The organism is Marinomonas polaris DSM 16579 (genome assembly GCF_900129155.1).
GTDB lineage: Bacteria > Pseudomonadota > Gammaproteobacteria > Pseudomonadales > Marinomonadaceae > Marinomonas > Marinomonas polaris.
Map to the genome: position 1 here is coordinate 81899 of NZ_FQVF01000006.1, position 25187 is coordinate 107085.

Genomic DNA, 25187 nt, shown 5'->3' on the forward strand with positions numbered 1-25187 from the left:
ACAAAAAAAACCAGCTCACGGAGCTGGTTTTTTTGTATTTTATTGAGTTATAACTGAACGCTTTCTACAATCAAATCTACCGCTTCATCCAATGAGGATTCAGTAATTTGAGAATCAGCTATCGCAGCATCAGCCACTAAGAAAGCCACACCTGTTTGACGAATCAGTGCCGCTTCTTGCTCCGTCGCATCAGCCTTAACCAATGCCACAACACCTTGGCGTAATAATAAACGCTCAAGCGCGTCACTTTGTGCCAATACGCTATTTGCTAATGCAATAACAGCTGGCTTTTGCCCAAGTCGTGCCGCACGATCTTCCGCACTAACAACAGTATCTTGATCAAGCTCCGCAACAGCCTCTTCAACCATGCCCGCGCCAACTGTTACGTTAGTTAAACGATCAATAATGATCAAAGCACCAGTAAAGCGGCTATCTGTATATTCATCAAATGCAACCGGCGCATCGAATTGAATAACAGCATCACCAATACCGTTTAACTCCAATGCATCTATCTTACTGACTTCAAGGGTATTGACGTCAACACGATGATTGAAGTGATGAACTTTACCAGGAACCGTTTGTGTTCCTAGTTTAAAGTCATACAACTTACCAGGCACCAATGACTGATCTGCCATCCACACAATAGAAGAACGAAGCGTTGTTGCAATAAGAGGCTCTTGACCAATATGCGAAAGCATATCACCGCGGCTGATATCAATCTCGTCTTCAAGTGTAATAGTAACAGCCTGCCCTGCTTTTGCCGCATCTAGATCGCCATCAAATGTCACAATCCTTTCAACGGTAGAGGTTTTACCTGAAGGCAAAGCAACCACTTTATCGCCCGGCTTAACCGCTCCAGCTGCGATGGTTCCTGAGAAACCACGAAAGTCTAGGTTAGGACGGTTAACATACTGAACTGGAAAGCGAAAAGCGTCGCGTTTAACATCACGGTTAATTTGTACCGTTTCCAAAATCGACATCAATGGACCACCTTGATACCAAGGTGTGCTTTCAGAAGCATTTACTACGTTATCGCCACGTAATGCTGACATTGGGACAAAATGAATATCTTCAGGTTTGCGATCGCCAAGCTGATCAACAAATTTAAGGTAATCATTTTTAATCTGGTTGAATTTTTCTTCAGAAAATTCAACCAAATCCATTTTATTAATCGCAACCACAACATGCTTAATACCCAATAGAGAGGCAATATAGCTATGGCGACGGGTTTGAGTTTGTACTCCGTAACGAGCATCAATCAAAATAATAGCAAGATCACAAGTAGAGGCGCCTGTCGCCATATTACGAGTGTATTGTTCATGCCCAGGTGTGTCAGCAATGATAAACTTACGTTTTTCAGTCGAAAAATAGCGGTAAGCTACATCGATTGTGATGCCTTGCTCACGCTCTGCTTGCAAGCCATCCACTAACAAAGCTAAATCAACCTCTTCACCTTGTGTCCCAGACTTCTTGCTGTCGCGCTTAACGGCATCTAGATGATCTTCATAAATTAACTTAGAGTCATGAAGCAAGCGACCGATTAATGTACTTTTTCCATCATCGACGTTGCCACAGGTAAGAAGACGTAATAAGTCTTTTTCTTCATGTTGTTTCAGATAACCAAGTATGTCTTGGCTGATCAATTCTGATTGGTGAGACATTCTTTCTTTACTCCAAACTTAGAAATAGCCTTGTTTCTTCTTCTCTTCCATTGACCCAGATGAATCATGGTCAATCATTCGCCCTTGACGCTCTGAACTTCTTGTTAGCAACATTTCCTGAATAATTTCAGGTAAAGATGCCGCTTCTGATTCAACTGCTCCCGTTAATGGATAGCAGCCGAGCGTACGAAAACGAACAGACTTCATCTCAGGCACCTCACCGTTTAAAGGCATGCGATCATCGTCAACCATGATCAAGGTACCGTCACGCTCAACTACTGGGCGTTTTTCAGAAAAATAAAGAGGAACAATTGGAATGCTTTCTAAATATATATATTGCCAAATATCAAGCTCAGTCCAGTTAGACAGTGGAAAAACACGAATGCTTTCGCCTTTGTTTACTTTACCGTTGTAAATATTCCACAACTCTGGACGCTGATTTTTTGGGTCCCAACGATGCTGTTTATCGCGGAAGGAATAAACACGCTCCTTAGCGCGAGATTTCTCTTCATCACGGCGCGCACCACCAAAAGCAGCATCAAAGCCATATTTGTCTAGAGCTTGTTTAAGACCTTGTGTTTTCATCACATCAGTATGCTTTGAGCTACCGTGCGTAAAAGGCCCAATGCCTTGCTCAACACCTTCTTGGTTTTGATGAACAATAAGCTCCAAGCCAAGCTTAGCCACCATTTCATCACGGAAAGTGATCATTTCTTTAAACTTCCAACCAGTATCCACATGCATTAGTGGAAACGGTGGTTTGCCAGGATAGAACGCTTTCATGGCAAGATGCAGCATTACTGCAGAATCTTTACCAATTGAATAAAGCATTACTGGGTTATCAAATTCAGCAGCCACCTCACGTATAATATGAATACTTTCGGCTTCTAGCTGTTTTAAGTGAGTAAGTCTTGCCTCTGTCATAATTTCCCATCTCTGTTGTCAGGCTTCAGCATTTTTTGAACTATAACATGCCTTTAGGTTATAAAAAGCACCTCATCTAGACTTTAGTAGAATATGCATATTAAAAAAGCTTTATAAGTAAAACCTTTATAGTGGCCAAGAAGGGAAAAAACTAAAAAATGAGTAGCAGCTCTAAAAATAGACAAGGCCGATAAATCGGCCTTTTTAAATCTATTAGAAGTAATTTACTGAGAGCTGAGTTGCTGCTCTAGCATCAGCTGATTAATCTGCTTACGTAGACGGATGATTTCGCCATTAACTTGAGTTCTGAAAGCGTCGCTCGAGTTAATCGCATCTTGATGCTTAGCTAATGTGTCTTGAATTTTCGCCACATCTGTAGAACTAGTATCTGCTGTGCGTTTTTCTATAGCAGCTACTTTTTTCTGCAAAGTAACTAAATCCTGTGAAATCTGATCCAAACTCAAGGCTTGAGCTTCGTTCTGTCCTGCTTGGGCAAGAACTTGCTTCTCAGACGACTGCAATCGTTTTGCTTGGTCATCTTGTTTCGTTGCAATTGCTTTCACTGTTTCATCTATAGAAGCGACAGAGGGAACAAGCTTGTTGTAACCAGCCTCAACCTCATTAAAGGCTTCGGCTTGTACCGCAATGCGCTTGGATTGAGTCGAAACAGTATCTCGTAATGATGAAAGCTTTTTCTGAAGTTCATCAATCGCTGCATCATTAGTAGCTATCGACTTCCTATTAGTATCGTAAGCAACACCCCAGAGCTTACGAATCTCACTCTCGTGATTCTTCAACGTCTCTTCTAGGGTTTCACCTTGCTTATTAGCCGAAACATCAGCTGCTAGAAGCTGATGATCTAAATTTTGTATCTCACTTTTCGCACCATACAGCTCATTACGCAGCTGCATATTTTGCTGCCATAACCAATATCCAGCTCCGGCCGAAGCAATTAGTATAAGTATCAATAAAATATATATACCCGCTAAGCTAGGCTTTTTATGAACAATAGTAGGTGCATGGGCTGGTTTTGCAGGAGTGGGAGTGGTATGGCCTTTTTGCGCTGTTGCACCGGACGGCCTTCTATCGCTGACTTCATCTTGATCCAGAGTCAGGCTTGGGATCTCAACATCATCGTCTCTACGCATGGAAAATCTTATATAGTCACTATTAATAGAAATTATGGAAATTCGTTAGTGAACAGACCTAAAGAATATTATCTTCAGTTGTTCAGTGCTACTATATAAGCACCATTAACTGCTTGATAACAAGCATTTTTCGTTAATTAAAAGCAAGGAGAATTGAAATGGCTTTTGAATTACCCGCTCTTCCTTATGCTAAAGACGCACTAGAGCCTCATATGTCTGTTGAGACGCTTGAATACCATCATGGCAAGCATCACAACACTTATGTTGTTAAATTAAACGGCTTAGTTCCTGGTTCTGAATACGAAAATAAAACGCTTGAAGAGATCATCGTATCTGCTCCAGCGGGCCCTGTTTTCAACAATGCAGCTCAAATCTGGAACCACACTTTCTTTTGGAATAGCTTAAGCCCTAATGGCGGCGGCGAGCCAACTGGTGCTCTAGCGGATGCAATCAGTGCAAAATGGGGCTCTTTCGCGGAATTCCAAGCTGCATTTGATGACAAAGCGGTCAATAACTTCGGCTCTAGCTGGACTTGGTTAGTTAAAAACGCTGACGGCTCTCTAGAAATCGTAAACACTAGTAATGCAGCAACGCCTATGACAAACGGTCAAACAGCTATCATTACAGTGGATCTTTGGGAACACGCTTACTACATTGATTACCGCAATGTTCGTCCTGACTACCTAAAAGGTTTTTGGGCGCTAGCTAACTGGGAATTCGCAGCAGCGAACTTCGCAGCATAATTCTATTTTTTATTAAAATAGAATTATAGTAAGACCAGTCAAAAAGCGCGGCGAGAGCCGCGTTTTTTTGCTTAAAATTAAACTGCTTTCATTTCATTCAGCACAAATAGTTTTGCCTGAATAAATTCGGAATGAGGCATGAATAACAACTCACTGATTGTACGAATGCGATGATCTTCATATGAGTCAAGATCTCCGTCAGCAAGCGCAACACGCCACAGAGCTTTTAAGAGCAACATTTTTTGCTCTAGAGTCGCAGTTTCGTTAATAACCTTGGTGAATTGATAAAGGTCGTTTGCTTGATCTACACCAGAACGAGCCTCCTCATAGAGAATGTCTATATCATCCCCCAATTCACTTACTTCACGAAGGAAGCGCTTCACCTGGCCTTCTTCTTGTTCATTTATTTCATTATCAGCTAGCATAACTTCCATAAGTAGAGCCGCCACAGCTTTCTGATAAGATATTTGCTCACCCTGCTCTACAGGAAGACTGAAAAGACTTTTTAAAGCTTTTAACATTTTTTCTCCAAAATATACTCACGTAGAGCTTCAATTAGAATATTAGGAAATTGCCTATAATCTAGGTATGGACACCAAACATACGGTAGGTAAACAAAAGAAGTGTGCACTTCTCCGATTTCTTGCGCAGAACTAACTACAGGCAGCCCTTCTCTAAATGTATTTCCAACAATAAAAACAACGCCTCTATAGTCACGAAGCTGATCTAAAGAAAACGCAATGCCTACTTTAGTTAATAGCTCTTTATCGCGAAAGACTTTCCATGAATCATAAGAGGGCGCAGCTAACTTTGCCATGATCGTAAATATTTTACGCCAGTGATTACCATTTAGATCAATTAAGATAGAAACATCAGGCTTCTTTAAAAAACCAATATCAACTGGATCCGGCAAAACAGGTCTGTTTGGCAAAAGAAATACATAATTGGCTTCGTCTACGCAAGCACCTAGCCACAACTCGTTCATCTGAGACTCCTTAATGTTCATAAGAATACAGTGAGTGCTTTTTAATATCTGCTAGTCAATAGGTAAAGACTGTGCAACTGGCTGCTAACTCGGCAATCTTAATAACTTACTTTTTATCTAGATCAATAAAACCAAGAATAAAACTCTATTTTGCCAACATTATATTAGACTTTTCTTATTAATATAAATTAGAATAGTCTTATATAACCTAAAGGACTCCAATTATGGATACTATTTTTAACCCACTCGTAGGCGGCCTATTAATTGGCCTCACAACCACAATATACCTTCTCAGTGTCGGAAAAGTGATTGGTATTAGCGGGATACTATCTCAGCTACTTTTTAGCAAAGAACGATTTTTGCCATTTCTATTCATTGCAGGATTAATCATCGGTGGTAGCGCTTACGGTATTCTAACAGAGCAAACCGTTGCTTTTCCGGAAGCAAGAAGCCCTCTTCTTTTGATCGTATCCGGGCTACTGGTCGGTTATGGAACACGACTCGGTGGTGGATGCACTAGTGGTCACGGCGTTTGTGGTATATCGCGACTTTCCCCTCGCTCAATAGTAGCCACTTTGGTCTTCATGGCTGCAGCTATTATTACTGTCGCCGCGCTTAATTAGGAGCATATCTATGTACGCAATTATTACTCTCGCTGCTGGTTTATTATTTGGCTTAGGTTTGGCGTATTCCGAAATGACCAATCCAGCTGTCGTTATTGGTTTTTTAGATATTTTTGGCGATTGGAATCCTTCTCTAATCATCGTAATGGCAAGCGCAATCGCTGTTGGCATGATTGGCTATGTTATTAAAGGAAAACGCTTAACACCTTTGTTAGCCAGTAAATGGCAAGTCCCAACGCTTCGTAATATCGACGCGAAACTAATTATCGGCTCGTCACTTTTTGGTATTGGCTGGGGGATTAGTGGCTATTGCCCTGGCCCTGGATTAACGGCATTAGTGAATAATCCAAGCGAAGGTTTTTACTTCGTAGCTGCTTTAATTGCTGGCAGTGGGTTACATTACTTCCAGACACGCATCACCCAAAAGTAGTGTTAGAAATCCCTAAATAAAAAGGAGACTTTTATAGTCTCTTTTTTTTAGTCTAAAATATGAAAAAATACTTGACCCGAGACGCCTTGCGTCTTAAATTTCGCCCGCGTCATTGCTGAACATAATCCGCACCGCTTCAACTGCTGCGCTAGTCGCTTAAGGCCTTACAGCCGGATAAGTAACAGCCATAAGTAGGACGGGAGAAGGTAAAGGCGTTTACTTATTTAATCGGTTTATGTTTTGCATAATTAAGGAGCCTTTAGCCCATGACTATCGACGTCAATTCTTTCTACACACCTGAGCGTTTTGCCCGCTTTAAAGCGTTTGCTGAAACCAAAGATACCCCTTTTGTTGTTATCGATACAGATATTATCGATGAAGCCTATACAGAGCTAACCAAAGGCTTTCCTGTTGCTGATATTTTTTACGCTATCAAAGCAAATCCAGCTCCAGAAATTCTAACTCTACTTCGCGACCGCGGGTCAAACTTTGATGTAGCGTCACGTTATGAGTTGGACAAGCTATTTGCAATCGGAGGCATTTCTCCTGATCAAGTGAGCTACGGCAACACTATCAAGAAAGCAAAAGACGTACGTTACTTTTATGAAAAAGGTGTGCGTATGTTTGCAACAGACTCTGAAGCTGATTTGCGTAACATCGCGAAAGCAGCTCCAGGCTCTCGCGTTTATGTTCGTATCTTGACTGAAGGCACAGTAACAGCTGATTGGCCACTATCTCGTAAATTTGGCTGCCGTCCAGATATGGCGATGGACTTACTGGTACTTGCAAAAGAACTTGGTTTGATTCCTTACGGTATTTCTTTCCACGTCGGATCTCAGCAACGCGATATCGGCGCATGGGATGCTGCGATCGCTAGCGTTAAAGTGATTTTTGAACGTCTTAAAGAAGAAGATGGCATCATTTTAGAAATGATCAATATGGGCGGCGGCTTCCCTGCAAACTATATTGCTCGTACTAATGACCTTGCAACCTATGCAGAAGAAATTACGCGCTTCTTGGAAGAAGATTTTGGGACTGATTTACCTCGCATTATTCTAGAGCCTGGCCGTTCTTTGATATCTAACGCAGGCGTTCTAGTCAGCGAAGTAGTTTTGATTTCTCGTAAATCACATACAGCACTAAATCGTTGGATATTCACTGACGTCGGCAAATTCTCAGGCCTTATTGAAACGCTAGATGAATCTATCAAGTATCCGATTCATGTTGAAAAAGGTGGCGAGCTAGAAGAAGTTATTATCGCTGGCCCAACCTGTGACAGCGCCGATATTATGTATGAAAACTACAAATATGGCCTACCACTGAACCTGGCTATTGGTGACCGTATGTACTGGCTATCAACTGGTGCCTATACAACAACCTACAGCGCAGTAGAATTTAACGGCTTCCCGCCATTGGCTTCATACTACTTGTAAGTACTTTTTGTAAGCTATTCACTTAAATAGCTAGAAAACGAAAGCCTCAGAAATTCATTTTCTGGGGCTTTTTTATTGGAATGATTTTCCTGTTGGGCAATAATAAAAGCCACTCACAAAAAAGCACAAAATGGAGCACCCATGCCGTACACCCTAAGTGAACTAGCTATATATCCAATAAAATCCATCCAAGGTATCTCTTTATCGTCAAGTCAAGTTGAGAGTGCCGGACTTTATGGAGATCGACGTTACATGCTAGTAAAAGCTGATGGCGAATTCATTACTGGTCGAAAGCACCCTAACCTAACATTAGTAACGGCTAAGCCTAGTAAAAACGGTGCGTGGCAGCTTTCACATCCGGAACTCATTCATGGCCTATCTCTCGATTTATCCGCTTTTTCCAGTGATTATTTAGAAGTCACAGTTTGGGACAATTCAGTCAACGCACAGCTTGCTCAAGAAGAAGTTAATGCATGGTTTAGTGAGATAGCTGGCGAAACAGTAAAATTAGTGTATTTTGGTGAAAAATCTGAACGCTTTACCAAAAGAAGGCCTGAAGTCCCTGTAGGTTTTGCTGACGGTTATCCTTTCCTATTAACAACTGAAGCTTCTCTGGCTGAGCTCAATAGAACTTGCCCTGAAGATATTCAAATGGCGCAATTTCGCCCAAATTTGGTTATTAAAGGCAATAAGCCGTTTGAAGAAGATAGCTGGAAGCGAATTCGTATTGGTGAGGTGGAGTTTGAGAACGTTAAGCCTTGTGAGCGCTGTATTTTCACAACATTGAATCCAATCACGGCGCAACGAAGTAAAAAAGGCGAGCCCCTTAAAACGTTAGCCAAATTTCGTCTGCTCGATAAGGAAAGCATTACTTTTGGCCTTAATATGATAGCACTAAATACTGGGATGGTTAATGTGGGCGACGAGGTTCAAGTTATTGAATACAAAGAACCAGAAGTCTACGTAGACAGACGTAAGGCTTAAATACTTTAAGTAACTCTAGTAATCAAAGACACATAAAAAAAGAAGGCACTTGGCCTTCTTTTTTGTAACGAGAACACAATTTCTTGGCTTAGGCTTCTATTTTAGCCAAGTATTCGTCGTAAGTACCGTGGAAGTCGACAATACCATCGCTGGTTACTTCAACAATGCGAGTCGCCAAAGACGATACAAATTCACGGTCATGACTGACAAAAATCAAAGTGCCTGGATAATTATCAAGAGCTAGGTTCAATGATTCAATCGACTCCATGTCCATGTGGTTTGTTGGCTCATCCATAACGAGAACGTTAGGTTTTTGTAGCATCAACTTACCAAACAACATACGACCTTGTTCACCACCAGAAAGTACTTTAACGGATTTTTTAATGTCGTTTTGAGAGAATAAAAGACGACCTAAAGTACCGCGAATGATTTGCTCATCGTCACCTTCTTGCGCCCATTGCCCCATCCACTCGATCAAATCAACGTCTTTTTCAAATTCGTGATGATGATCCTGCGCATAGTAACCAATGTTGGCATTTTCTGACCACTTCACACTACCTTTGGTTAATTCGGTATCTCCAACCAAACATTTTAGCAAAGTTGTTTTACCGATACCGTTTGGCCCGATAACCGCGATACGCTCACCCACTTCAACCATCATATTTAAGCCGCTGAATAATTCTTCATCATATGATTTAGCAACGTTTTCAATTTGCACTGCCATACGGTGTAGTTTCTTCTCTTGCTCGAAGCGAATAAATGGATTCTGACGGCTAGAAGGTTTTACGTCTTCAAGCTGAATCTTATCTATTTGCTTAGCGCGAGATGTTGCTTGTTTAGATTTAGATGCGTTGGCAGAGAATCGGCTTACAAACGATTTTAGTTCGTTGATTTGGGCTTTTTTCTTCGCGTTGTCTGACAATAGACGCTCGCGAGCTTGAGTCGCCGCAGTCATGTATTCATCATAGTTACCAGAGAACAAACGCAACTCACCGTAATCCAAATCCGCCATGTTAGTACAAACAGAGTTCAAGAAATGACGGTCATGGGAAATAATGATCATGGTGCAGTTACGCTCTACCAAAACACCTTCCAACCAACGGATAGTGTTGATATCCAAGTTGTTTGTTGGCTCGTCCAGCAACAAAATCTCTGGATCAGAAAACAAGGCTTGAGCCAACAAGACTCGCAGCTTTAAACCTGGAGCTACTTCGCTCATCAAACCATAATGCTGCTCGGTAGGAATACCAACACCTAGCAATAACTCTCCTGCACGAGCATCAGCAGTGTAACCGTCCATTTCAGCAAATTCTGCTTCTAGATCACCTGCACGTAAGCCGTCCGCTTCTGTCATTTCAGGATTAGCATAGATAGCATCTTTTTCAGACTTGATTGCCCAAAGCTCTGTGTGACCCATGATAACGGTATCAATAACAGAATAATCTTCGTAAGCAAATTGATCCTGTTTCAATTTACCAAGACGCTCATTTGGATCTTTTGAAACGTTTCCTGAGCTTGGCTCCAAATCGCCACCTAGAATTTTCATGAAAGTGGATTTACCACATCCATTCGCGCCGATAAGACCGTAACGCTTTCCTTCTCCAAATTTGACAGAGACGTTTTCAAAAAGAGGTTTTGCACCAAATTGCATGGTGATGTTAGCCGTCGTTAACAAAGTATTCTTCCGTTTATCATGAGGTAAATAATTGTGCTCTTAGTAGACTAAATCGTCAGAGCAAAGCTGATCCGCACATTATCGCACAGATTGACTCGACTCTTTAAGAGCGAAAGCATTTATTACCAAAAAAAGGCGAACTTACTGTTACAGACATAGTCCAAAAACTATAAATAGAATACAAAACGATACTACTGTTTTAGCCCAAATAAGCCTAAAACTAATATAAGCCTATTGGCTATTCAGAAATGATTTTTTTGGCCGATGATATAATAAGAACTCACATAGACGGAGAGAGAAATGAAAACCGTCCTAGCAACAGAATCACAATACGATATATCGCCAGAGCATTTGAAAGAAGGCTCTATTTTTGGTGCTTTATCGGAAGCTTCTATTCAGTTTCTATTGAATGAAGGCGTTTTACACAAAGTATCCAAAGGCGATGAGATTTTTTCTTATGGCAGCAAGGGTGGCAGCTTCCATACCGTATTACATGGCAAGTTGGACTTCTATAAGCAACATGGCGAGAAAAAGCTACGGACTAGAACAATTTGCTTCGGTGAAGCAATTGGCTTTGTATCGATGATTGCATTGCATGAGCGAGTTGGTAGTCTTTGCGCATTAGAAGACAGCTTATTGCTCGAAATATCCAGTCAGCTATTCAGTGACTTTCACGACCAATACCCATTCGATTTTGGAATTTTGTTAATGAACTTATCACGCGATATGGCAAGAACCATTCGAGTATTAAGTAATGCCTTGGTGGAGAACGATGTAGTGGTAAAAAGAAACTAAGGAGATAGAAAGGTTTGTAAAATCAAATTAAAGATAGACTGGCGCTCAAGACTCCAGCCTATCTCAGCGTATTATTTTAAAGCAGCAACAACAGATATTTCGACCAATAGCTCTGGTCTTGCCAATCGTGCTTCTACACAAGCTCTAGCTGGAGCATGCCCTTCAGGAATCCACGCGTCCCAAACTGCGTTCATCGCTGTAAAATCTTTCATATCACGAAGATAAATAGTAGCAGATAAAATATAGGATTTATCTGTCCCTGATTGCTCTAACAAAACGTCCACTTTATCTAACATGGTTCGTGTTTGTTCAGTAATGTCCGTATTCGCATCAGCACCAACTTGGCCGCAAAGGTATACCGTTTCATTGTGCTTAACGATACGACTCATGCGTTGACCAACTTCCATGCGCTCAATGGTTGCCATAAAAACCTCTATTAAATTGAGAGTTAAAAAATCATAACTTTATTATTAGAATGTGTTCTATAAAACTCTTGATAAAATTACTAGCCGACTAATATAAAACGACAAAGCATTAAAACTCCAGCCCTTTTTGAGCTTTAATGCCTCGCTTAAATGCATGTTTTACTTCTTTTATCTCGCTGACCGTGTCAGCCAATTCAATCAGAGCATCTGAAGCACCGCGACCAGTTACCACAAGATGCTGATTTTCAGGGCGATTCATCAAGCCTTTAAGTACATCATCTTCAAGTAAATACTCATAATGTAATAAGTAGGTTAATTCATCGAGAACCACCAAATCGATACTTGGATCAGTCAACATAGCGGCGGCTTTTTCCCATGCTTGCACTGAAGAAGCGATATCGAAATCACGGTTTTGTGTTTCCCATGTAAATCCTGCTGGCATGATTTCCCATTGCACATTTTTTTGCTGCTTAAAGAAATCAATTTCCCCCGTGTTCCATTCACCTTTCAAGAACTGAACCACGCCGACTTTCATGCCATGTCCCAAAGCACGGGCGACCATACCCAACGCCGAGCTAGATTTGCCTTTGCCATTACCAGTTAAAAGGACAAACGTGCCTTTATCTTCTTGGGCTTTGGCAATACGTTTATCAACATGTGACTTAATCGCTTGCATGCGTTTTTTGTGTTGATCTGGATCTTTAATAGTTTTTGACATGTAAATATCCTTTAAAAATAGAAAAACCTAATCTGCGCGTACTAGCGACACAGATTAGGTTTGGTCAAAAAAAGAGACTATAAAAAAAATTAGATACGATCGTCTTCAGGATCATAACCAAGATTAGGCGCTAACCAACGCTCAGCATCATCCTTACTCATACCTTTACGCTCTGCATAACTATCCACTTGATCTGGCCCGATCTTACCAACACCAAAGTAAGTTGCATCTGGATGAGCGAAATACCAACCACTTACCGCCGCCGTTGGTAACATGGCAAAGCTCTCAGTGATCTCCATATCAATTTTTTCTTTCACATCCAGTAAAGTCCAAAGCTTGGCTTTTTCGGTGTGATCAGGACAAGCTGGATAGCCTGGTGCCGGACGAATACCTTGGTATTTTTCTTTGATCAACTGCTCGTTGGTTAATTCTTCAGCTTCAGCATAGCCCCAGAATTCTTTTCGTACTTTTTCGTGTAAATATTCTGCGGTTGCTTCAGCTAATCGGTCAGCCACCGCCTTAATCATAATAGAGTTGTAATCATCATGATCTGCTTCATATTTCGCCACAAGAGGATCAATTCCAAAACCTGCAGCGCAGGCAAAAGCACCAATATAATCCGCCATACCACTTTCTTTTGGCGCCACAAAATCCGCTAAGCTGTGGTTATATTTCCCCGGAGCCGTTAACTCGTTTTGAATTCGAAGAAAAGACAAACGTTCGACGACTTCGCTACGAGATTCATCTGCATAAATTTCAATATCATCGTGATTTACTTGGTTAGCAGGGAATAAACCAACCACCGCGCGAGCTTGCAAACACTTAGTAGCGATTACTTCATCTAGCATCTTCAATGCATCTTCGAAGACACGCGTTGCCTCGACACCTACCACTTCATCGGTAAGAATGCGTGGATAAGCGCCAGCCAATTCCCATGTCTGGAAGAATGGCGTCCAGTCTATGTAATCTTTAACCTGATTAAGATTAATATCGTTTTCAGTTAGTACTGTGATACCAAGCTTTTTAGGCTGAATTACGTTACTCCCATCAAACGCAATTGGACCTTTATTCTGACGCGCTTTATCCAAAGAGACTCGACGACCTGCTTTGGCTCGATCTTTATAGCGAATACGTGTTTTTTCGTAATCGGCTTTGATCTCATCGACAAATTTCTGACGACGCTCTTTATCTTTGCTCAACAAGGCACTTGCCACACCAACACTACGAGACGCATTGGTAACATGGACCACTTGATTGCGTTTGTAGTTTTGTTCAATTTTTACCGCGGTATGCGCTTTCGACGTAGTTGCACCACCGATCATCACCGGTAAATCAAAGCCTTGGCGTTCCATTTCTTTTGCTACATGCACCATTTCGTCAAGCGATGGTGTGATCAAGCCAGACAAGCCAATCATGTCAGCACCAACCTCTTTTGCGGTGCGTAAGATTTTTTCAGCAGGAACCATGACACCAAGGTCGATAACTTCGAAATTGTTACACTGCAGAACAACGCCAACAATATTTTTACCGATATCGTGTACATCGCCCTTTACGGTCGCCATAACGATCTTGCCATTACTAGACGATGCGGTGTCCATGTTAAGACGTTTTTCTTCTTCGATATAAGGCATCAAGTAGGCAACAGCTTTTTTCATCACTCGTGCTGATTTTACTACCTGAGGCAAGAACATTTTACCGGAACCAAACAAGTCACCGACTATGCTCATTCCATCCATTAACGGCCCTTCAATTACTTCTAAAGGACGCGCAAAGGCTTGGCGCGCTTCTTCCGTATCTTCATCAATGAATTCTGTTATACCTTTAACTAGAGCATGACTAAGACGCTCTGACACAGGTAGACCGCGCCATTCTTGGGTTTCTTTTTCCGCTACTTCGCCAGTACCAGCAAACTCTCCGGCCATAGCGAGCAGGTTGTCTGTTGCATCAGGTGTACGGTTAAGCACCGCATCTTCTACAGCATTGCGAAGTTTCGTTGGGATATCTTCATACAAAGCAAGTTGCCCTGCATTCACGATACCCATTGTCATACCTTGTTTGATCGCATGATATAAGAACACGGCGTGAATCGCTTCACGAACAGGGTTATTACCACGGAACGAGAAAGATACGTTAGAAACGCCACCAGACACTTTGGCATAAGGCAATTCACGAGTGATATCACCCGTAGCTTCGATAAAGTCCAAGGCGTAACGGTTGTGTTCTTCAATACCTGTCGCGATAGCAAAGATATTGGGGTCGAAAATAATGTCTTCTGGTGGGAAGCCAACTTCATCGACCAAGATGTGGTACGAACGGCGACAAATCTCAATTTTACGCGCTCGAGTATCTGCTTGACCGGCCTCATCAAACGCCATGACGATAACAGCTGCACCGTATTTCATTAGCTTGCGAGCTTGCTCACGAAACTTCTCTTCGCCCTCTTTCATACTAATAGAGTTAACGACGCCTTTGCCCTGAACCCATTTCAATCCGGCTTCTAAGATTTCCCACTTAGAAGAGTCAAGCATGATAGGCACACGAGAAATATCAGGTTCAGATGCGATGAGTTTAAGGAATCGCTCCATCGCCGCTTGCGAGTCCAACATGCCTTCATCCATGTTGATGTCGATGATCTGCGCACCGTTTTCAACTTGTTGCCGAGCCACATCCAAAGCAGTATCAAAGTCACCTTCTTTGATAAGACGCTTAAACATAGCAGAACCAGTCACGTTGGTTCTTTCACCAACGTTTACAAACAAGCTATTACCATCGATATTAAACGGTTCAAGACCAGACAAACGACAGGCTTTTTCGATTACTGGAATAACACGAGGTTTAGCGTCTGCAAACGCTTTTGCAAAAATTTCAATGTGCGCAGGTGCCGTACCACAACAACCACCGATGATATTCAGAAAACCAGAGTCTACCCACCCTTGAATCTCTTCTAACATTTCTTCTGGCGATTCGTCGTATTCACCAAAGGCATTAGGCAAACCAGCATTAGGGTGAGCAGATACGTGAGTGTCGGCAATGCGTGATAGCTCTTCCACATACTGACGTAATTCTTTTGGACCTAAAGCACAGTTCAAGCCAACAGAAATAGGTTTAGCGTGAGAAATCGAGTTCCAGAAAGCTTCCGTGGTTTGACCGGATAAAGTACGACCAGAGGCATCAGTGATAGTGCCAGAAATCATAATTGGATAACGAACACAGTTTTTCTCGTAATAGTCTAATACTGCATAAATAGCGGCTTTCGCATTCAACGTATCGAAGATGGTTTCAATTAAGATGATATCAACGCCACCTTTGATTAAGCCATCGACAGCAGTGGTATAAGCGTCGACTAACTCATCAAAATGTACGTTACGAAACCCAGGATCGTTAACATCAGGAGAAATAGTACAAGTACGACTAGTCGGGCCAACAGCACCAGCAACAAAGCGAGGTTTATTTGGGTTTTGTTTGGTGAATTCGTCAGCAGCTTCACGAGCTAAGCGAGCCGATTCAAAATTCAGCTCGTAACTGAGATCTTCCATGTGATAATCCAGCATGGAAATATAATTTGCGTTGAAAGTGTTGGTTTCAATGATGTCCGCGCCAGCAGCAAGATAACTGGAATAAATGTCTTTGATTATCTTTGGTTGCGTCAAAGAAAGCAGGTCATTGTTGCCTTTTAAGTCACTATTCCATTCAGCAAAACGTTCACCGCGATAATCTTGTTCTTCTAGTTTATATCCCTGAATCATGGTGCCCATAGCGCCATCTAGAATCAATACGTTTTCAGCTAGTCGTTTCTCAATAATAGAATACGAATCGGACTTTACCACTCTCACCACCTCAAAAAAGAATATGCAAACGTACTATACCGAAAAGTGCTGCTTTGCGCGTTGAAAAAAAGTAATGAGGAGTTGAATGATCCGAGGGTAAGAAAAAAGCGAAGCCAACAAATCAAGGTTAGCTTCGCCATTTTTTAAATGTCGCAGAGGTTTTAAGAATTCAGTGCTTGATTATTTTTTGATTTGTTAATGCGGCCAATAAGAAAACCACCTAATAAGCCAAGCAAAATTGCGATACCCCAATAACCGTATTTTTCAAACAAGTTAGTATTGATCAAAGATAAGGTTTCATTACCTCGATATACTTGTCGCTGAATCGTTTGATCTTGGAAGGCGATTTGCTGACTAACAAATAGATTAAGTTGTGCTTCCGGCTTTTCATTTAATCCAGCTACGCGCCAACGCCATTGCAAACGACCATTTTGAACGACTGCGCTAGCGATGCGATCACTGATCATTTGAATATCACTGTCAGTGACTAATTCTGCTTGATAGACCTGGCCGGAAAGCGAAGGACGAACGTCTGCAGAAACCAAAATTTCAAAATTATTATGCAGAGCAATTTCATTAGGTAATTGCCACTGTACGTTCTGCAATGCGGAGCTCATTTGCGATTGCAAAGCTTCTATTGCTGCGGTTACTGAGATACCACTATTTTCGTTTATTTCCAACGCTTGTTGAGTACTGGCTAGGCGAGCAGACAATGCACTAAGTTCCGCTTGACTGGCAGCAAGTTCTTCTCCAGCAGCGTTAAGCTGAGCGGTTAGCACTGTGTTATTTTGTTGAGCTTGAGCTAGTTTATTATCAAGATCTTTCCAGCGAGCCTCATAATCAGCACCTTCATCAAGTGCTGATTCCAACTTCAAGACATCACTTTTATATTCTTCAATAAGCGATTTTTGCCTTACCAGTTGGTTTTTTAAGTCAGCCAGCTCAATCCGCATCTGCGAATTTTCACGCTCGTAATCTGAATTATTATTCGCAACAGGCTGAATAATTGGAGTGCTCAATTGCGGCACTTTTTCGGAGCGAGCAGAGTCATCACCACCTAACGAATGAATTTTGTCCCATAAAACTTGATGCTGAGCTCTTGCGTCAGATAAAGCACCACCTAACATCAAATTTTCTTTTTTAAGGGCTGTAAGTCGTTTTTGATTGGCTTGATTGTCAGCTTCTAAATTAGCATATTTACCTTGTAATTCAGCATTGTCGCCTAACAAAGCAAAATAGCTTTGTTTAAAGTCATCTTGTGATGTAGGCAAATTTTCTAAGCTAGAAACCTGCTGTTTTAATGAAGAGTTTTCATTTTCCAACTGACCGATACGACGCATGAGTAAATCATTATCTAATTTTAATGCGGCATAGCGTGATTCAAGCGATTCTCGTAATTTCTTTTGCTCTTCTAATACCGCTAAAGAATTGGCGCTTGACGGTGACTTCTGCAGCTTAGCTATGATGATGTCTTTTTCATCAAGAGATTTATTTAAGGAAGCAAGCTGCCTTTTGTTATTCGCAAGTTGTTTTTGTAGGGAATCAATAAGAGAGTTTTTTGCCCCTACCTCTTTTTCTAATTCCATTTCTTTTGCGCTAACAACTGGGGCTTGAGGTGTGGTTTGAGATACTGATTCGGTAGAACTTGCAGTCGGCTCAATAACAGAGTCAGTTTGCTGGCGTGAGGATGTCGTACAGGCAGACATCATTAGGCCTAAGGTAATAGGAATCAAAATCGTCGTACGTGCTTTCATTTTTCGCTCCTTAATAAACTCAAGGTCGACAATAGGTTACCACTCTTATGCCAGAATTAAGTATAGAATGCAAAGAAGTAGTAAAGACAATTCTTCAAACAATATCAAACAAACCATAAAAAAGCCCTTGGGGTGAAATCCACAAGGGCTTTAATTAACTTAATGTATTAGTCAGTGTTGTTAGGCGAGACTTTTAGAAATCACCTCATAAACATCTTTAGACAAATCTTCCGCTAAAATACGTTCAAGTTCAGCTTTCATCATGACACTTAGCTCTGGCTGCATTTTTTTCCAGCGAGTTAATGGTGTACAAAGTCTAGAAGCAATTTGCGGATTACGCTTATTTAACACAATGATTTGATCAGCCAAGAAATGGTAACCGCTGCCATCCTCTTTATGAAAGCCAGCAACACTTTGGCCAAATCCACCCAAGACAGAGCGTACTTTATTTGGGTTTTTCAAATCAAAAGCAGGATGTGCCATCAAATCTTTGACGGTAGCCAACGCTGTTTGTTGCTCTTGGCTTGCACTTAACATTAGCCATTTATTCACAACCAATGGCTCAGACTTCCACTGCTCATAGAAAGCAGCCAGTAGCTCCGCTGCCTTATTATGTTGAGAATTCACAGCAATAGAAAGCGCAGCAAATTGATCTGTCATGTTATTTGCAGTCTTGAATTGCGTCACAACCTCTTGCTGAGCAAGCTCACTATCAGCTTCAAGCCAATAAGATAACGCTATATTTTTCAGGGAACGATGAGCTATATCTTGCGCAGTCGCTTTGTATTCACCTTGGATTTTATGTTTGCGATAAACACGTTCAAAGTCAGGCGACAATGCATTCGCCAACTGAATTTTTAAATATTGGCGAGCTTGTTTGATAGCGGCTGGATAAATTGGATTTGCTAGCTCAGATAAATACGCTTGGCTTGGCAAAGCCAGAATCAATGCAACCATGGCTGGGTCTAGCGTTTCATCATTTAATAAGGCCTTAAAGCCATGAACTAATTGAGAATCGATAGATAGTGCTTTTCCTTCAATTGCCTGATTGATTAACGTGGTAATTTCGTTAACTGCCAATTGTTGCGATGCACTCCAGCGGTTAAAACCATCAGAATCTGCAGACAACAATAGCAATAAATCCTTAGAAGAATAGTCATAACGTAATTTCACTGGCGCTGAAAAGCCGCGTAGTAAAGATGGCACAGGCTTCGCGGTTAAACCGCTAAACTCGAACTCTTGCTCGCTAGATTTCAAATGCAGCACATGATCTTCTGCAACAACACCATTTACTTCAGCAGACAAAGCTACGCCCTGCTCATCAAGCAAACCAACACGGACCGGAATATGCAGTGGTAATTTTGTTGGTTGACCTGGAGTGACTGGCGTATCTTGTTTCATCGTTAAACGATACGTTCCTGTTGCCTCGTCAAAGCTATCTGTCACTGTAACAATCGGCGTACCTGCTTGAGAGTACCAGCGTTTGAATTGAGAAAGGTCAAAGCCAGATGCATCTTGCATTGCAGCAACAAAATCGTCACAGGTCACGGCTTGTCCATCGTGACGATCAAAATACAAATCTGAACCAGCACGGAACTTTTCAGCACCTAACAATGTATGAATCATGCGGACAATTTCCGCGCCTTTTTCATAGACAGTCAGAGTGTAAAAGTTAGAAATTTCGATGAAGGATGCTGGACGTACAGGATGAGCCATTGGACCCGCATCTTCAGCAAATTGCGCTGTTTTAAGGAAAGAAACGTCTTCTACACGTTTCACTGTTTCGGAATGCATGTCTGCAGAGAAGGTTTGATCACGGAATACAGTAAAACCTTCTTTTAAGCTCAACTGAAACCAATCACGGCAAGTAACACGGTTACCGGACCAGTTATGGAAATATTCGTGAGCAACAATCGCTTCTACGCGTAAGTAGGTATCGTCGGTTGTAGTTTCTGGGCTGGCTAACAAACAAGACGAATTAAAAATATTCAGCCCTTTGTTTTCCATCGCACCCATATTGAAATCATCCACGGCAACGATCATAAAAATATCCAGATCGTATTCGCGCCCGTAGGTTTCTTCATCCCAACTCATAGAGCGTTTTAGCGCTTCCATTGCGTAATCGACTTTGTCGATGTTATGAGACTCAGTAAAAATTTGCAGTTTAATATCGCGTTTACTCTGTGTCGTAAACACATCATTTTTTACCGCAAGATCCCCTGCAACCAAAGCAAAAAGATAAGCAGGCTTAGGGAATGGGTCGTGCCATACAACAACCGTTTTGCCTTCATCAGTTTTACCACGCTCCACTTCATTACCGTTAGATAACATCACTGGATAACGGGCTTCGTCAGCAATGATAGTGGTAGTAAACACTGACATTACATCAGGACGATCGAGGTAATAGGTAATGTGGCGGAAACCTTCGGCTTCACACTGTGTACAGAACATAGAAGACGAACGATATAGACCTTCTAGGCGTGTGTTGTTTTGCGGCTCAATCAAGGTTTCACAGGTCAGAACAAATTCATCCGCGGTCGCTGTAATAATCAGTTTGTCTTCACTGATTCGGTACTCCTCTGGAGGTAGCGCATAGTCATCCATGGCAACACCTATCAGTTTAACGTCTTCACCACCGTCTAGAATCAAAGGTGCTGTCGATTTACCAAAGGCTGGATTACGGCGCATATGCAGACGAGAAGTAACGATCGTTGTCGCTTCATCTAGATCAAATGTGAGTTCTGTTTTATCAATTAGAAAAGGAGGGACTTTATAGTCTTTCAAATAAATCGCTGAAGGTTGACTCTCTTTCATGTGCTCTCTCCTAAAAGTTCAGTGTCGCTTGATAACCAGTGTATTTACGAATGTTTATCACGCCAGTGTCTAGCATCCAATATTGGCCTTTAATCCCCATCAAAGTACCTTCGATGAGAGGCGTTTTTTCTGCGTTAAGGCTGGTAATTTTGGTTGGGTATTCTAAAACTGGGTAGGTAAATTCATGAGTTTCATTTTCATCGGATAAATCGGTAATGGACTGCAACCCAAATTCATGTTGCAAGGAATCCAGTCCTTCATAAAGTCGATCAATTAAACGTTCTTGCTCTTGCTCAAGATCCATCTCAATGGATGATCCTTTGAGCATATTGCGCCAATTAGTTTTATCCGCCACTTGGGTTTTAAATAAGGTTTCGACTAAGCCTGACATTCTACGGTTTTGTACTCTAAACAAAGCCCTAGCTTGTGTTGCCCCTTGATCAATCCATCGCGTAGGCAATTGATCACCTCGAGTGATGCCTACTTTTAAAGCTGATGAATTAGCCAAATAAACATAATGGCTTTGCATGCAATACTGCTCAGCCCATTCAGGCTCTCGGCAGGTTCCTAAGTGAAAGTGACACTTTTCTGGACTCATGATGCAAGTGTCGCAAGCGGCCAATTTCCGAAAGCAATTAAAGCAAAAACCTTGGCTAAACGATTTCTTTGTTACCTTGCCGCAATTAACACAATGAATCGTTCCATCAAGATGCAAAGAGACTTTTTTACCCAGCAGGTCATTAACCAACACACGATCATCCCCCAAATTCAGATGGTAATAAACTTGGCCATCATGAACCTCAGTCGACATTTTTTTAAGATTGCCCTGCAACATCAAACTTGTCCCTCAGGACCATCGCCAACCCATTTAATGGTGTCTTGTTCTTTAGCAGGGTCTTTTTTACCGACGTTTTTATGACCTGTGGTGTCGATGTAACCAACACGATCTTTTTCTTCTTTATTGCTGTAGTCATAAGTTATAACAGCTTGAAGACATAATTCTGTTTGATCAGGCGTCAATCTCACACCATTGGGCCATTTACCAAGTTCTACTGCTTGTTTCAGTCTGACGTACACTTCAGGCGACATATTGTCGATCATTTCTTTAAAATTCATTTTTCGTATCTCCCCGCGTTCAAGCAGGCTGTTGTTAAAATCTGATAAGTAAAATATAAAGTGAAATCTATAAGTTGAAATACAGGCAAAGGCCCAGCCTAACTAACTTTGACGGTGTTTTGTCACGAGCCAATAAATAACACCAAGCACTAATCCTGACAGCAAACCAATGGTATGAGCCGTATTGGCAATACTGCCAAGACCTAACATTTCAGGAAAAGGCGTATAACCTATACCCAGCCAAACCACAAAGAACACCATCAATTGTTTGCTGATAATGATTGGCCAGCGCTTACTTAAAACAGGCAAAAGCCATGCAAAACCAATTAAACCGTACACCACACCAGATAAACCACCAAACAAAGGGTAACCACTTATCTGATACTGTAAAACGTTACTTAGTACAGCAATGATGACAACACCAACACTCCAAACGACCGATCCTAGAATACGCTCTAATTTACCGCCAATATCCCAGATCCATAAGGTGTTAAAGACAATATGGAGCACACTAAAATGCAATAATGCTGGAGTGAAAAAACGCCAATACTCACCTTTAGAGAAGACTTCAGCCAAATCATAAAAGTAAATATGCCCATTTTTAATATCGAATGGACTGATAGAAAAGTAGCCAACTGTCTTGATGTCTGCGCCAAGTTGAGTAATCACCGCCACCAGCAAAGTTAACAATAATAAGATTGTCGTTACTGGCGACAGTTTGAGCTGAGAAAGAACCCCACCTTTAGAGGTTGCTCTAACTACAGAAGCTGGTTTGGCTTGCTGCAACAACGCTGGATCGTCTTTCCAAATCGTCATAAGTTGTTCAACTGCGGGGAATTGGCTTGGATCCAACAACCACAATTCATTATGACCATCTTTGAAAATAATTTGGTGTGCAACTTTATGGTGCCACAAGGCTTCGGTTAACCCTTTAGGGTCTTCTGTTTCTTTGAACTGATAGACAAAATACATGGAGCCCCTAAAGAGGATATATTTATAAAATGATTAAAAATTTAACTATAACCCAACGGTTTAAGGTCGGTAACTTGATTGCCAACCTAGCTTGTCACGACACACGTTATAAAAGTCATGATTTTTAGGGTGTATTAGTCGAATTCCACCGGCTTTTTTAGTGATGTGGATCTCATCCCCTGGTGCTGCTGTAATATTAAGCTGGCCATCGCAACTGACGCTTGGGTAAGTAAGGTTAGATTCACATACTACAATGCGGATTCTTGCATTTGCATCAATCACGATAGGTCGATTACTTAACGTGTGCGGATGCATCGGCACCAAGACTAAGGCATCTAATTTAGGCAGCATAATAGGGCCACCAGCAGATAGCGCGTAAGCCGTTGAGCCTGTCGGCGTGGCAACAATTAAACCGTCTGATTTTTGATTCATCACAAACTGATCGTCTATAAATAGATCAAAACGAATCATTCGAGCAGACTTACCAGGGTGAAGAACCAAATCATTGAGCGCAATACCTTCGCCACTAGGACGATTCTGACGCTTGATTTTCGCTTCAATCATAAAGCGCTTTTCTTCATGGTATTCACCACGAAAAATAGGATCTAATTCTTCTTGAAGATTGTGTGGAGAGATATCTGTTAGAAAACCCAACGTACCTCGGTTGATACCTAGCACAGGAATGTCGTAATTACATATTGCTCTAGCAGCACCAAGGAAACTACCGTCACCTCCCACTACCATGACCATATCACAATGATCACCTAACTCTTTTAATGCCGAAGATGCGACTTTCACGCCCGGCATCATGGTCGCCAATTGGTCTTCAAGCACCGGCGCAATGTCTTTTTCTTGAAGATACTCCATCAGTTTCTTAACCGTATCAAGAATCTGAGGTTTATCTAATCGAGCAATAATACCAACACGTCTAAAAAGACTCATGTGTCATTCTCTTCCCGTCTATCGATGTAAACAAATCAACCCACTAAAGTATTTATAACGGTTTTTATTTTTCGCATGGGTTTTACATAAGTTGGGCAACTTTAACATGAAGACGCCAACTATCGCCATCTCGTTAAGAACACGCGTAGGGATTAGTATCTTTTGAATATCCTCGCCAGCCTTGCAAACCACCTGTATGGATAAATAATGTACGACGATACGGCCAAGCCCCCTCTTTCATCGCATTAAAAATAGCAAACATGCTTTTACTGGTATAAATCGGATCAAGTGGATAGTTAGGATTTAGTTGTGAAAACTCTCTCATAAAGGCGATTAAGGCAGGACTTTGTTTGGCGTAACCACCTTCATGGCAATCGGAATGAAAGAACAATTTTGCATCTAAGCTCTCTTTAGACATTGACTCAGCTGTTCGCTGACTTGCTAAGTCTAAAATCAAGTATCTTTGAGTGGGCTCACCTTTTAATGCACTGAATACATGTAAATCAGGCGTATTGATATTAGACAAAAGCCCTGCTGCGGTTGTCCCCGTTCCAGACGAGACAATCCAAGCATCGTATTTGTCATCAATAGCACTAATGTTGTTCGCCCAATCATGACACCCCATAGCACCAAGCACCCCACCACCACCTTCTGGAACCCAGTAGACATTATCGTGGTGTTTGTTTATTTCACTCACTATTTGTGAATCCATGCCAAGTCGATAATCGGATCTTAAAGAAGGCCATAACTCAACACCATCTTCGACCATGTCGCTTAAAGTAGGAGTCAATTGGGGCTGCAATTCTCCCCGAACAACAGCAACTGCTTTAAAGGGCAAAGTTCTAAGTGTCATGCCAAAAGCATGAAGATGATTCGAAAAAGGCCCACCAAAGGTCGCGATGACAGAGGCGTTTTGTTTTTCGGCTGCTTTAAGGTGATGTTGCAGTTTATGCCATTTATTGCCCGGAGCATTAGGGTGTTCAAGATCGCCACGGTAAATATCTAATTCATATTGAATCTTAGGCGATTGCTGGCAAGCTGGTGACAAAGTGATTGGCTGAATGAAAGACACAAATAAACCCAGTTACGGTAAATGGAAATCCTTTGCATAGTAACATGAGTTTTTAGAGGGGTATCACACACTTTTTTTCAACTCAGAAAAATCACTCTCATAGACGTTTCTTTGTTAAAATCTGCGCACTCATCATTTGTGGAGAT

Annotated in this window: 22 protein-coding genes; 6 read left to right on the top strand and 16 right to left on the bottom strand. The window is 41.6% G+C overall.

Annotation, left to right across the window (positions count from 1 at the left end; genetic code table 11):
• Positions 1 to 47: 47 nt before the first annotated feature.
• From cysN to BUA59_RS07405, 3 genes are all read right to left on the bottom strand, one after another.
• Positions 48 to 1661, bottom strand: a complete 1614-nt coding sequence (gene cysN / locus BUA59_RS07395) for a sulfate adenylyltransferase subunit CysN (RefSeq protein ID WP_072839080.1) — start codon at positions 1659 to 1661, stop codon at positions 48 to 50.
• An 18-nt stretch (positions 1662 to 1679) separates the two neighbouring features.
• Positions 1680 to 2585 carry a sulfate adenylyltransferase subunit CysD gene (gene cysD / locus BUA59_RS07400; protein WP_072839081.1) on the bottom strand — a complete coding sequence of 302 codons (906 nt, stop codon included), beginning with the start codon at positions 2583 to 2585 and terminating at the stop codon, positions 1680 to 1682.
• A 224-nt stretch (positions 2586 to 2809) separates the two neighbouring features.
• Positions 2810 to 3733, bottom strand: a complete 924-nt coding sequence (locus BUA59_RS07405; protein ID WP_072839082.1) for a hypothetical protein — start codon at positions 3731 to 3733, stop codon at positions 2810 to 2812.
• Between the two features lie 158 nt (positions 3734 to 3891).
• On the opposite strand from BUA59_RS07405, the gene BUA59_RS07410 reads away from it, so the two are divergent.
• A complete protein-coding gene (locus tag BUA59_RS07410) occupies positions 3892 to 4476 on the top strand; it encodes a Fe-Mn family superoxide dismutase (RefSeq protein WP_072839083.1) in 585 nt (194 codons plus the stop codon).
• Between the two features lie 77 nt (positions 4477 to 4553).
• On the opposite strand, the gene BUA59_RS07415 is transcribed toward BUA59_RS07410, so the two are convergent.
• Both BUA59_RS07415 and BUA59_RS07420 read right to left on the bottom strand, forming a co-directional pair.
• Positions 4554 to 4997 (bottom strand): tellurite resistance TerB family protein, encoded by a 444-nt coding sequence (locus BUA59_RS07415; RefSeq protein WP_072839084.1) that lies wholly within the window; start codon positions 4995 to 4997, stop codon positions 4554 to 4556.
• Positions 4991 to 5461 carry a DUF6942 family protein gene (locus BUA59_RS07420; protein ID WP_072839085.1) on the bottom strand — a complete coding sequence of 157 codons (471 nt, stop codon included), beginning with the start codon at positions 5459 to 5461 and terminating at the stop codon, positions 4991 to 4993. Before BUA59_RS07420 ends, BUA59_RS07415 begins: the two co-directional genes overlap by 7 nt.
• A gap of 224 nt (positions 5462 to 5685) precedes the next feature.
• On the opposite strand from BUA59_RS07420, the gene BUA59_RS07425 reads away from it, so the two are divergent.
• The 4 genes from BUA59_RS07425 to BUA59_RS07440 all read left to right on the top strand — a co-directional run bounded on the left by BUA59_RS07425 (position 5686) and on the right by BUA59_RS07440 (position 8931).
• On the top strand, positions 5686 to 6084 hold the full coding sequence (locus tag BUA59_RS07425; RefSeq protein WP_072839086.1) for a YeeE/YedE family protein: 399 nt from the start codon (positions 5686 to 5688) through the stop codon (positions 6082 to 6084).
• Positions 6085 to 6094: 10 nt separating this feature from the next.
• Positions 6095 to 6514, top strand: coding sequence for a DUF6691 family protein (locus BUA59_RS07430; protein ID WP_072839087.1), 420 nt, complete (start codon positions 6095 to 6097; stop codon positions 6512 to 6514).
• A gap of 266 nt (positions 6515 to 6780) precedes the next feature.
• A complete protein-coding gene (locus BUA59_RS07435; RefSeq protein ID WP_072839088.1) occupies positions 6781 to 7947 on the top strand; it encodes a type III PLP-dependent enzyme in 1167 nt (388 codons plus the stop codon).
• A 141-nt stretch (positions 7948 to 8088) separates the two neighbouring features.
• On the top strand, positions 8089 to 8931 hold the full coding sequence (locus tag BUA59_RS07440; protein WP_072839089.1) for an MOSC domain-containing protein: 843 nt from the start codon (positions 8089 to 8091) through the stop codon (positions 8929 to 8931).
• A gap of 88 nt (positions 8932 to 9019) precedes the next feature.
• On the opposite strand, the gene BUA59_RS07445 is transcribed toward BUA59_RS07440, so the two are convergent.
• Positions 9020 to 10606 (bottom strand): ABC-F family ATPase, encoded by a 1587-nt coding sequence (locus tag BUA59_RS07445; RefSeq protein ID WP_072839090.1) that lies wholly within the window; start codon positions 10604 to 10606, stop codon positions 9020 to 9022.
• A 300-nt stretch (positions 10607 to 10906) separates the two neighbouring features.
• Here BUA59_RS07445 and BUA59_RS07450 point away from each other — a divergent pair, with 300 nt between their 5' ends.
• Entirely contained in the window at positions 10907 to 11401 is a 495-nt protein-coding gene (locus tag BUA59_RS07450; protein WP_072839091.1) for a Crp/Fnr family transcriptional regulator, read from the top strand.
• A gap of 71 nt (positions 11402 to 11472) precedes the next feature.
• Here the strand turns inward: BUA59_RS07450 and BUA59_RS07455 are convergent, their stop codons facing one another.
• From BUA59_RS07455 to BUA59_RS07500, 10 genes are all read right to left on the bottom strand, one after another.
• Positions 11473 to 11826 (bottom strand): RidA family protein, encoded by a 354-nt coding sequence (locus tag BUA59_RS07455; RefSeq protein WP_072839092.1) that lies wholly within the window; start codon positions 11824 to 11826, stop codon positions 11473 to 11475.
• A 109-nt stretch (positions 11827 to 11935) separates the two neighbouring features.
• On the bottom strand, positions 11936 to 12544 hold the full coding sequence (gene cobO / locus BUA59_RS07460) for a cob(I)yrinic acid a,c-diamide adenosyltransferase (protein WP_072839093.1): 609 nt from the start codon (positions 12542 to 12544) through the stop codon (positions 11936 to 11938).
• Positions 12545 to 12633: 89 nt separating this feature from the next.
• Entirely contained in the window at positions 12634 to 16371 is a 3738-nt protein-coding gene (gene metH / locus BUA59_RS07465) for a methionine synthase (protein WP_072839094.1), read from the bottom strand.
• A 161-nt stretch (positions 16372 to 16532) separates the two neighbouring features.
• Complete coding sequence (locus tag BUA59_RS07470) at positions 16533 to 18125, bottom strand: coiled-coil domain-containing protein (RefSeq protein ID WP_072839095.1); 1593 nt, start codon at positions 18123 to 18125, stop codon at positions 16533 to 16535.
• A 180-nt stretch (positions 18126 to 18305) separates the two neighbouring features.
• On the bottom strand, positions 18306 to 20939 hold the full coding sequence (gene pepN, locus BUA59_RS07475) for an aminopeptidase N (protein WP_072839096.1): 2634 nt from the start codon (positions 20937 to 20939) through the stop codon (positions 18306 to 18308).
• 10 nt (positions 20940 to 20949) lie between these two features.
• Positions 20950 to 21774: a DUF2797 domain-containing protein gene (locus tag BUA59_RS07480; RefSeq protein ID WP_072839097.1), complete on the bottom strand. Its 825-nt coding sequence runs from the start codon at positions 21772 to 21774 to the stop codon at positions 20950 to 20952.
• The gene (locus tag BUA59_RS07485; RefSeq protein WP_072839098.1) at positions 21774 to 22055 is read right to left on the bottom strand and encodes a YeaC family protein; all 282 of its coding nucleotides are present in this window, start codon (positions 22053 to 22055) and stop codon (positions 21774 to 21776) included. The genes BUA59_RS07480 and BUA59_RS07485 overlap by 1 nt, the downstream gene beginning before the upstream one ends.
• A 102-nt stretch (positions 22056 to 22157) precedes the next feature.
• The gene (locus BUA59_RS07490) at positions 22158 to 23027 is read right to left on the bottom strand and encodes a rhomboid family intramembrane serine protease (protein WP_072839099.1); all 870 of its coding nucleotides are present in this window, start codon (positions 23025 to 23027) and stop codon (positions 22158 to 22160) included.
• Between the two features lie 60 nt (positions 23028 to 23087).
• Positions 23088 to 23969: an NAD(+) kinase gene (locus BUA59_RS07495; protein ID WP_012069864.1), complete on the bottom strand. Its 882-nt coding sequence runs from the start codon at positions 23967 to 23969 to the stop codon at positions 23088 to 23090.
• Between the two features lie 133 nt (positions 23970 to 24102).
• Entirely contained in the window at positions 24103 to 25041 is a 939-nt protein-coding gene (locus BUA59_RS07500; protein WP_072839100.1) for a 1-aminocyclopropane-1-carboxylate deaminase/D-cysteine desulfhydrase, read from the bottom strand.
• Positions 25042 to 25187 lie beyond the last annotated feature (146 nt).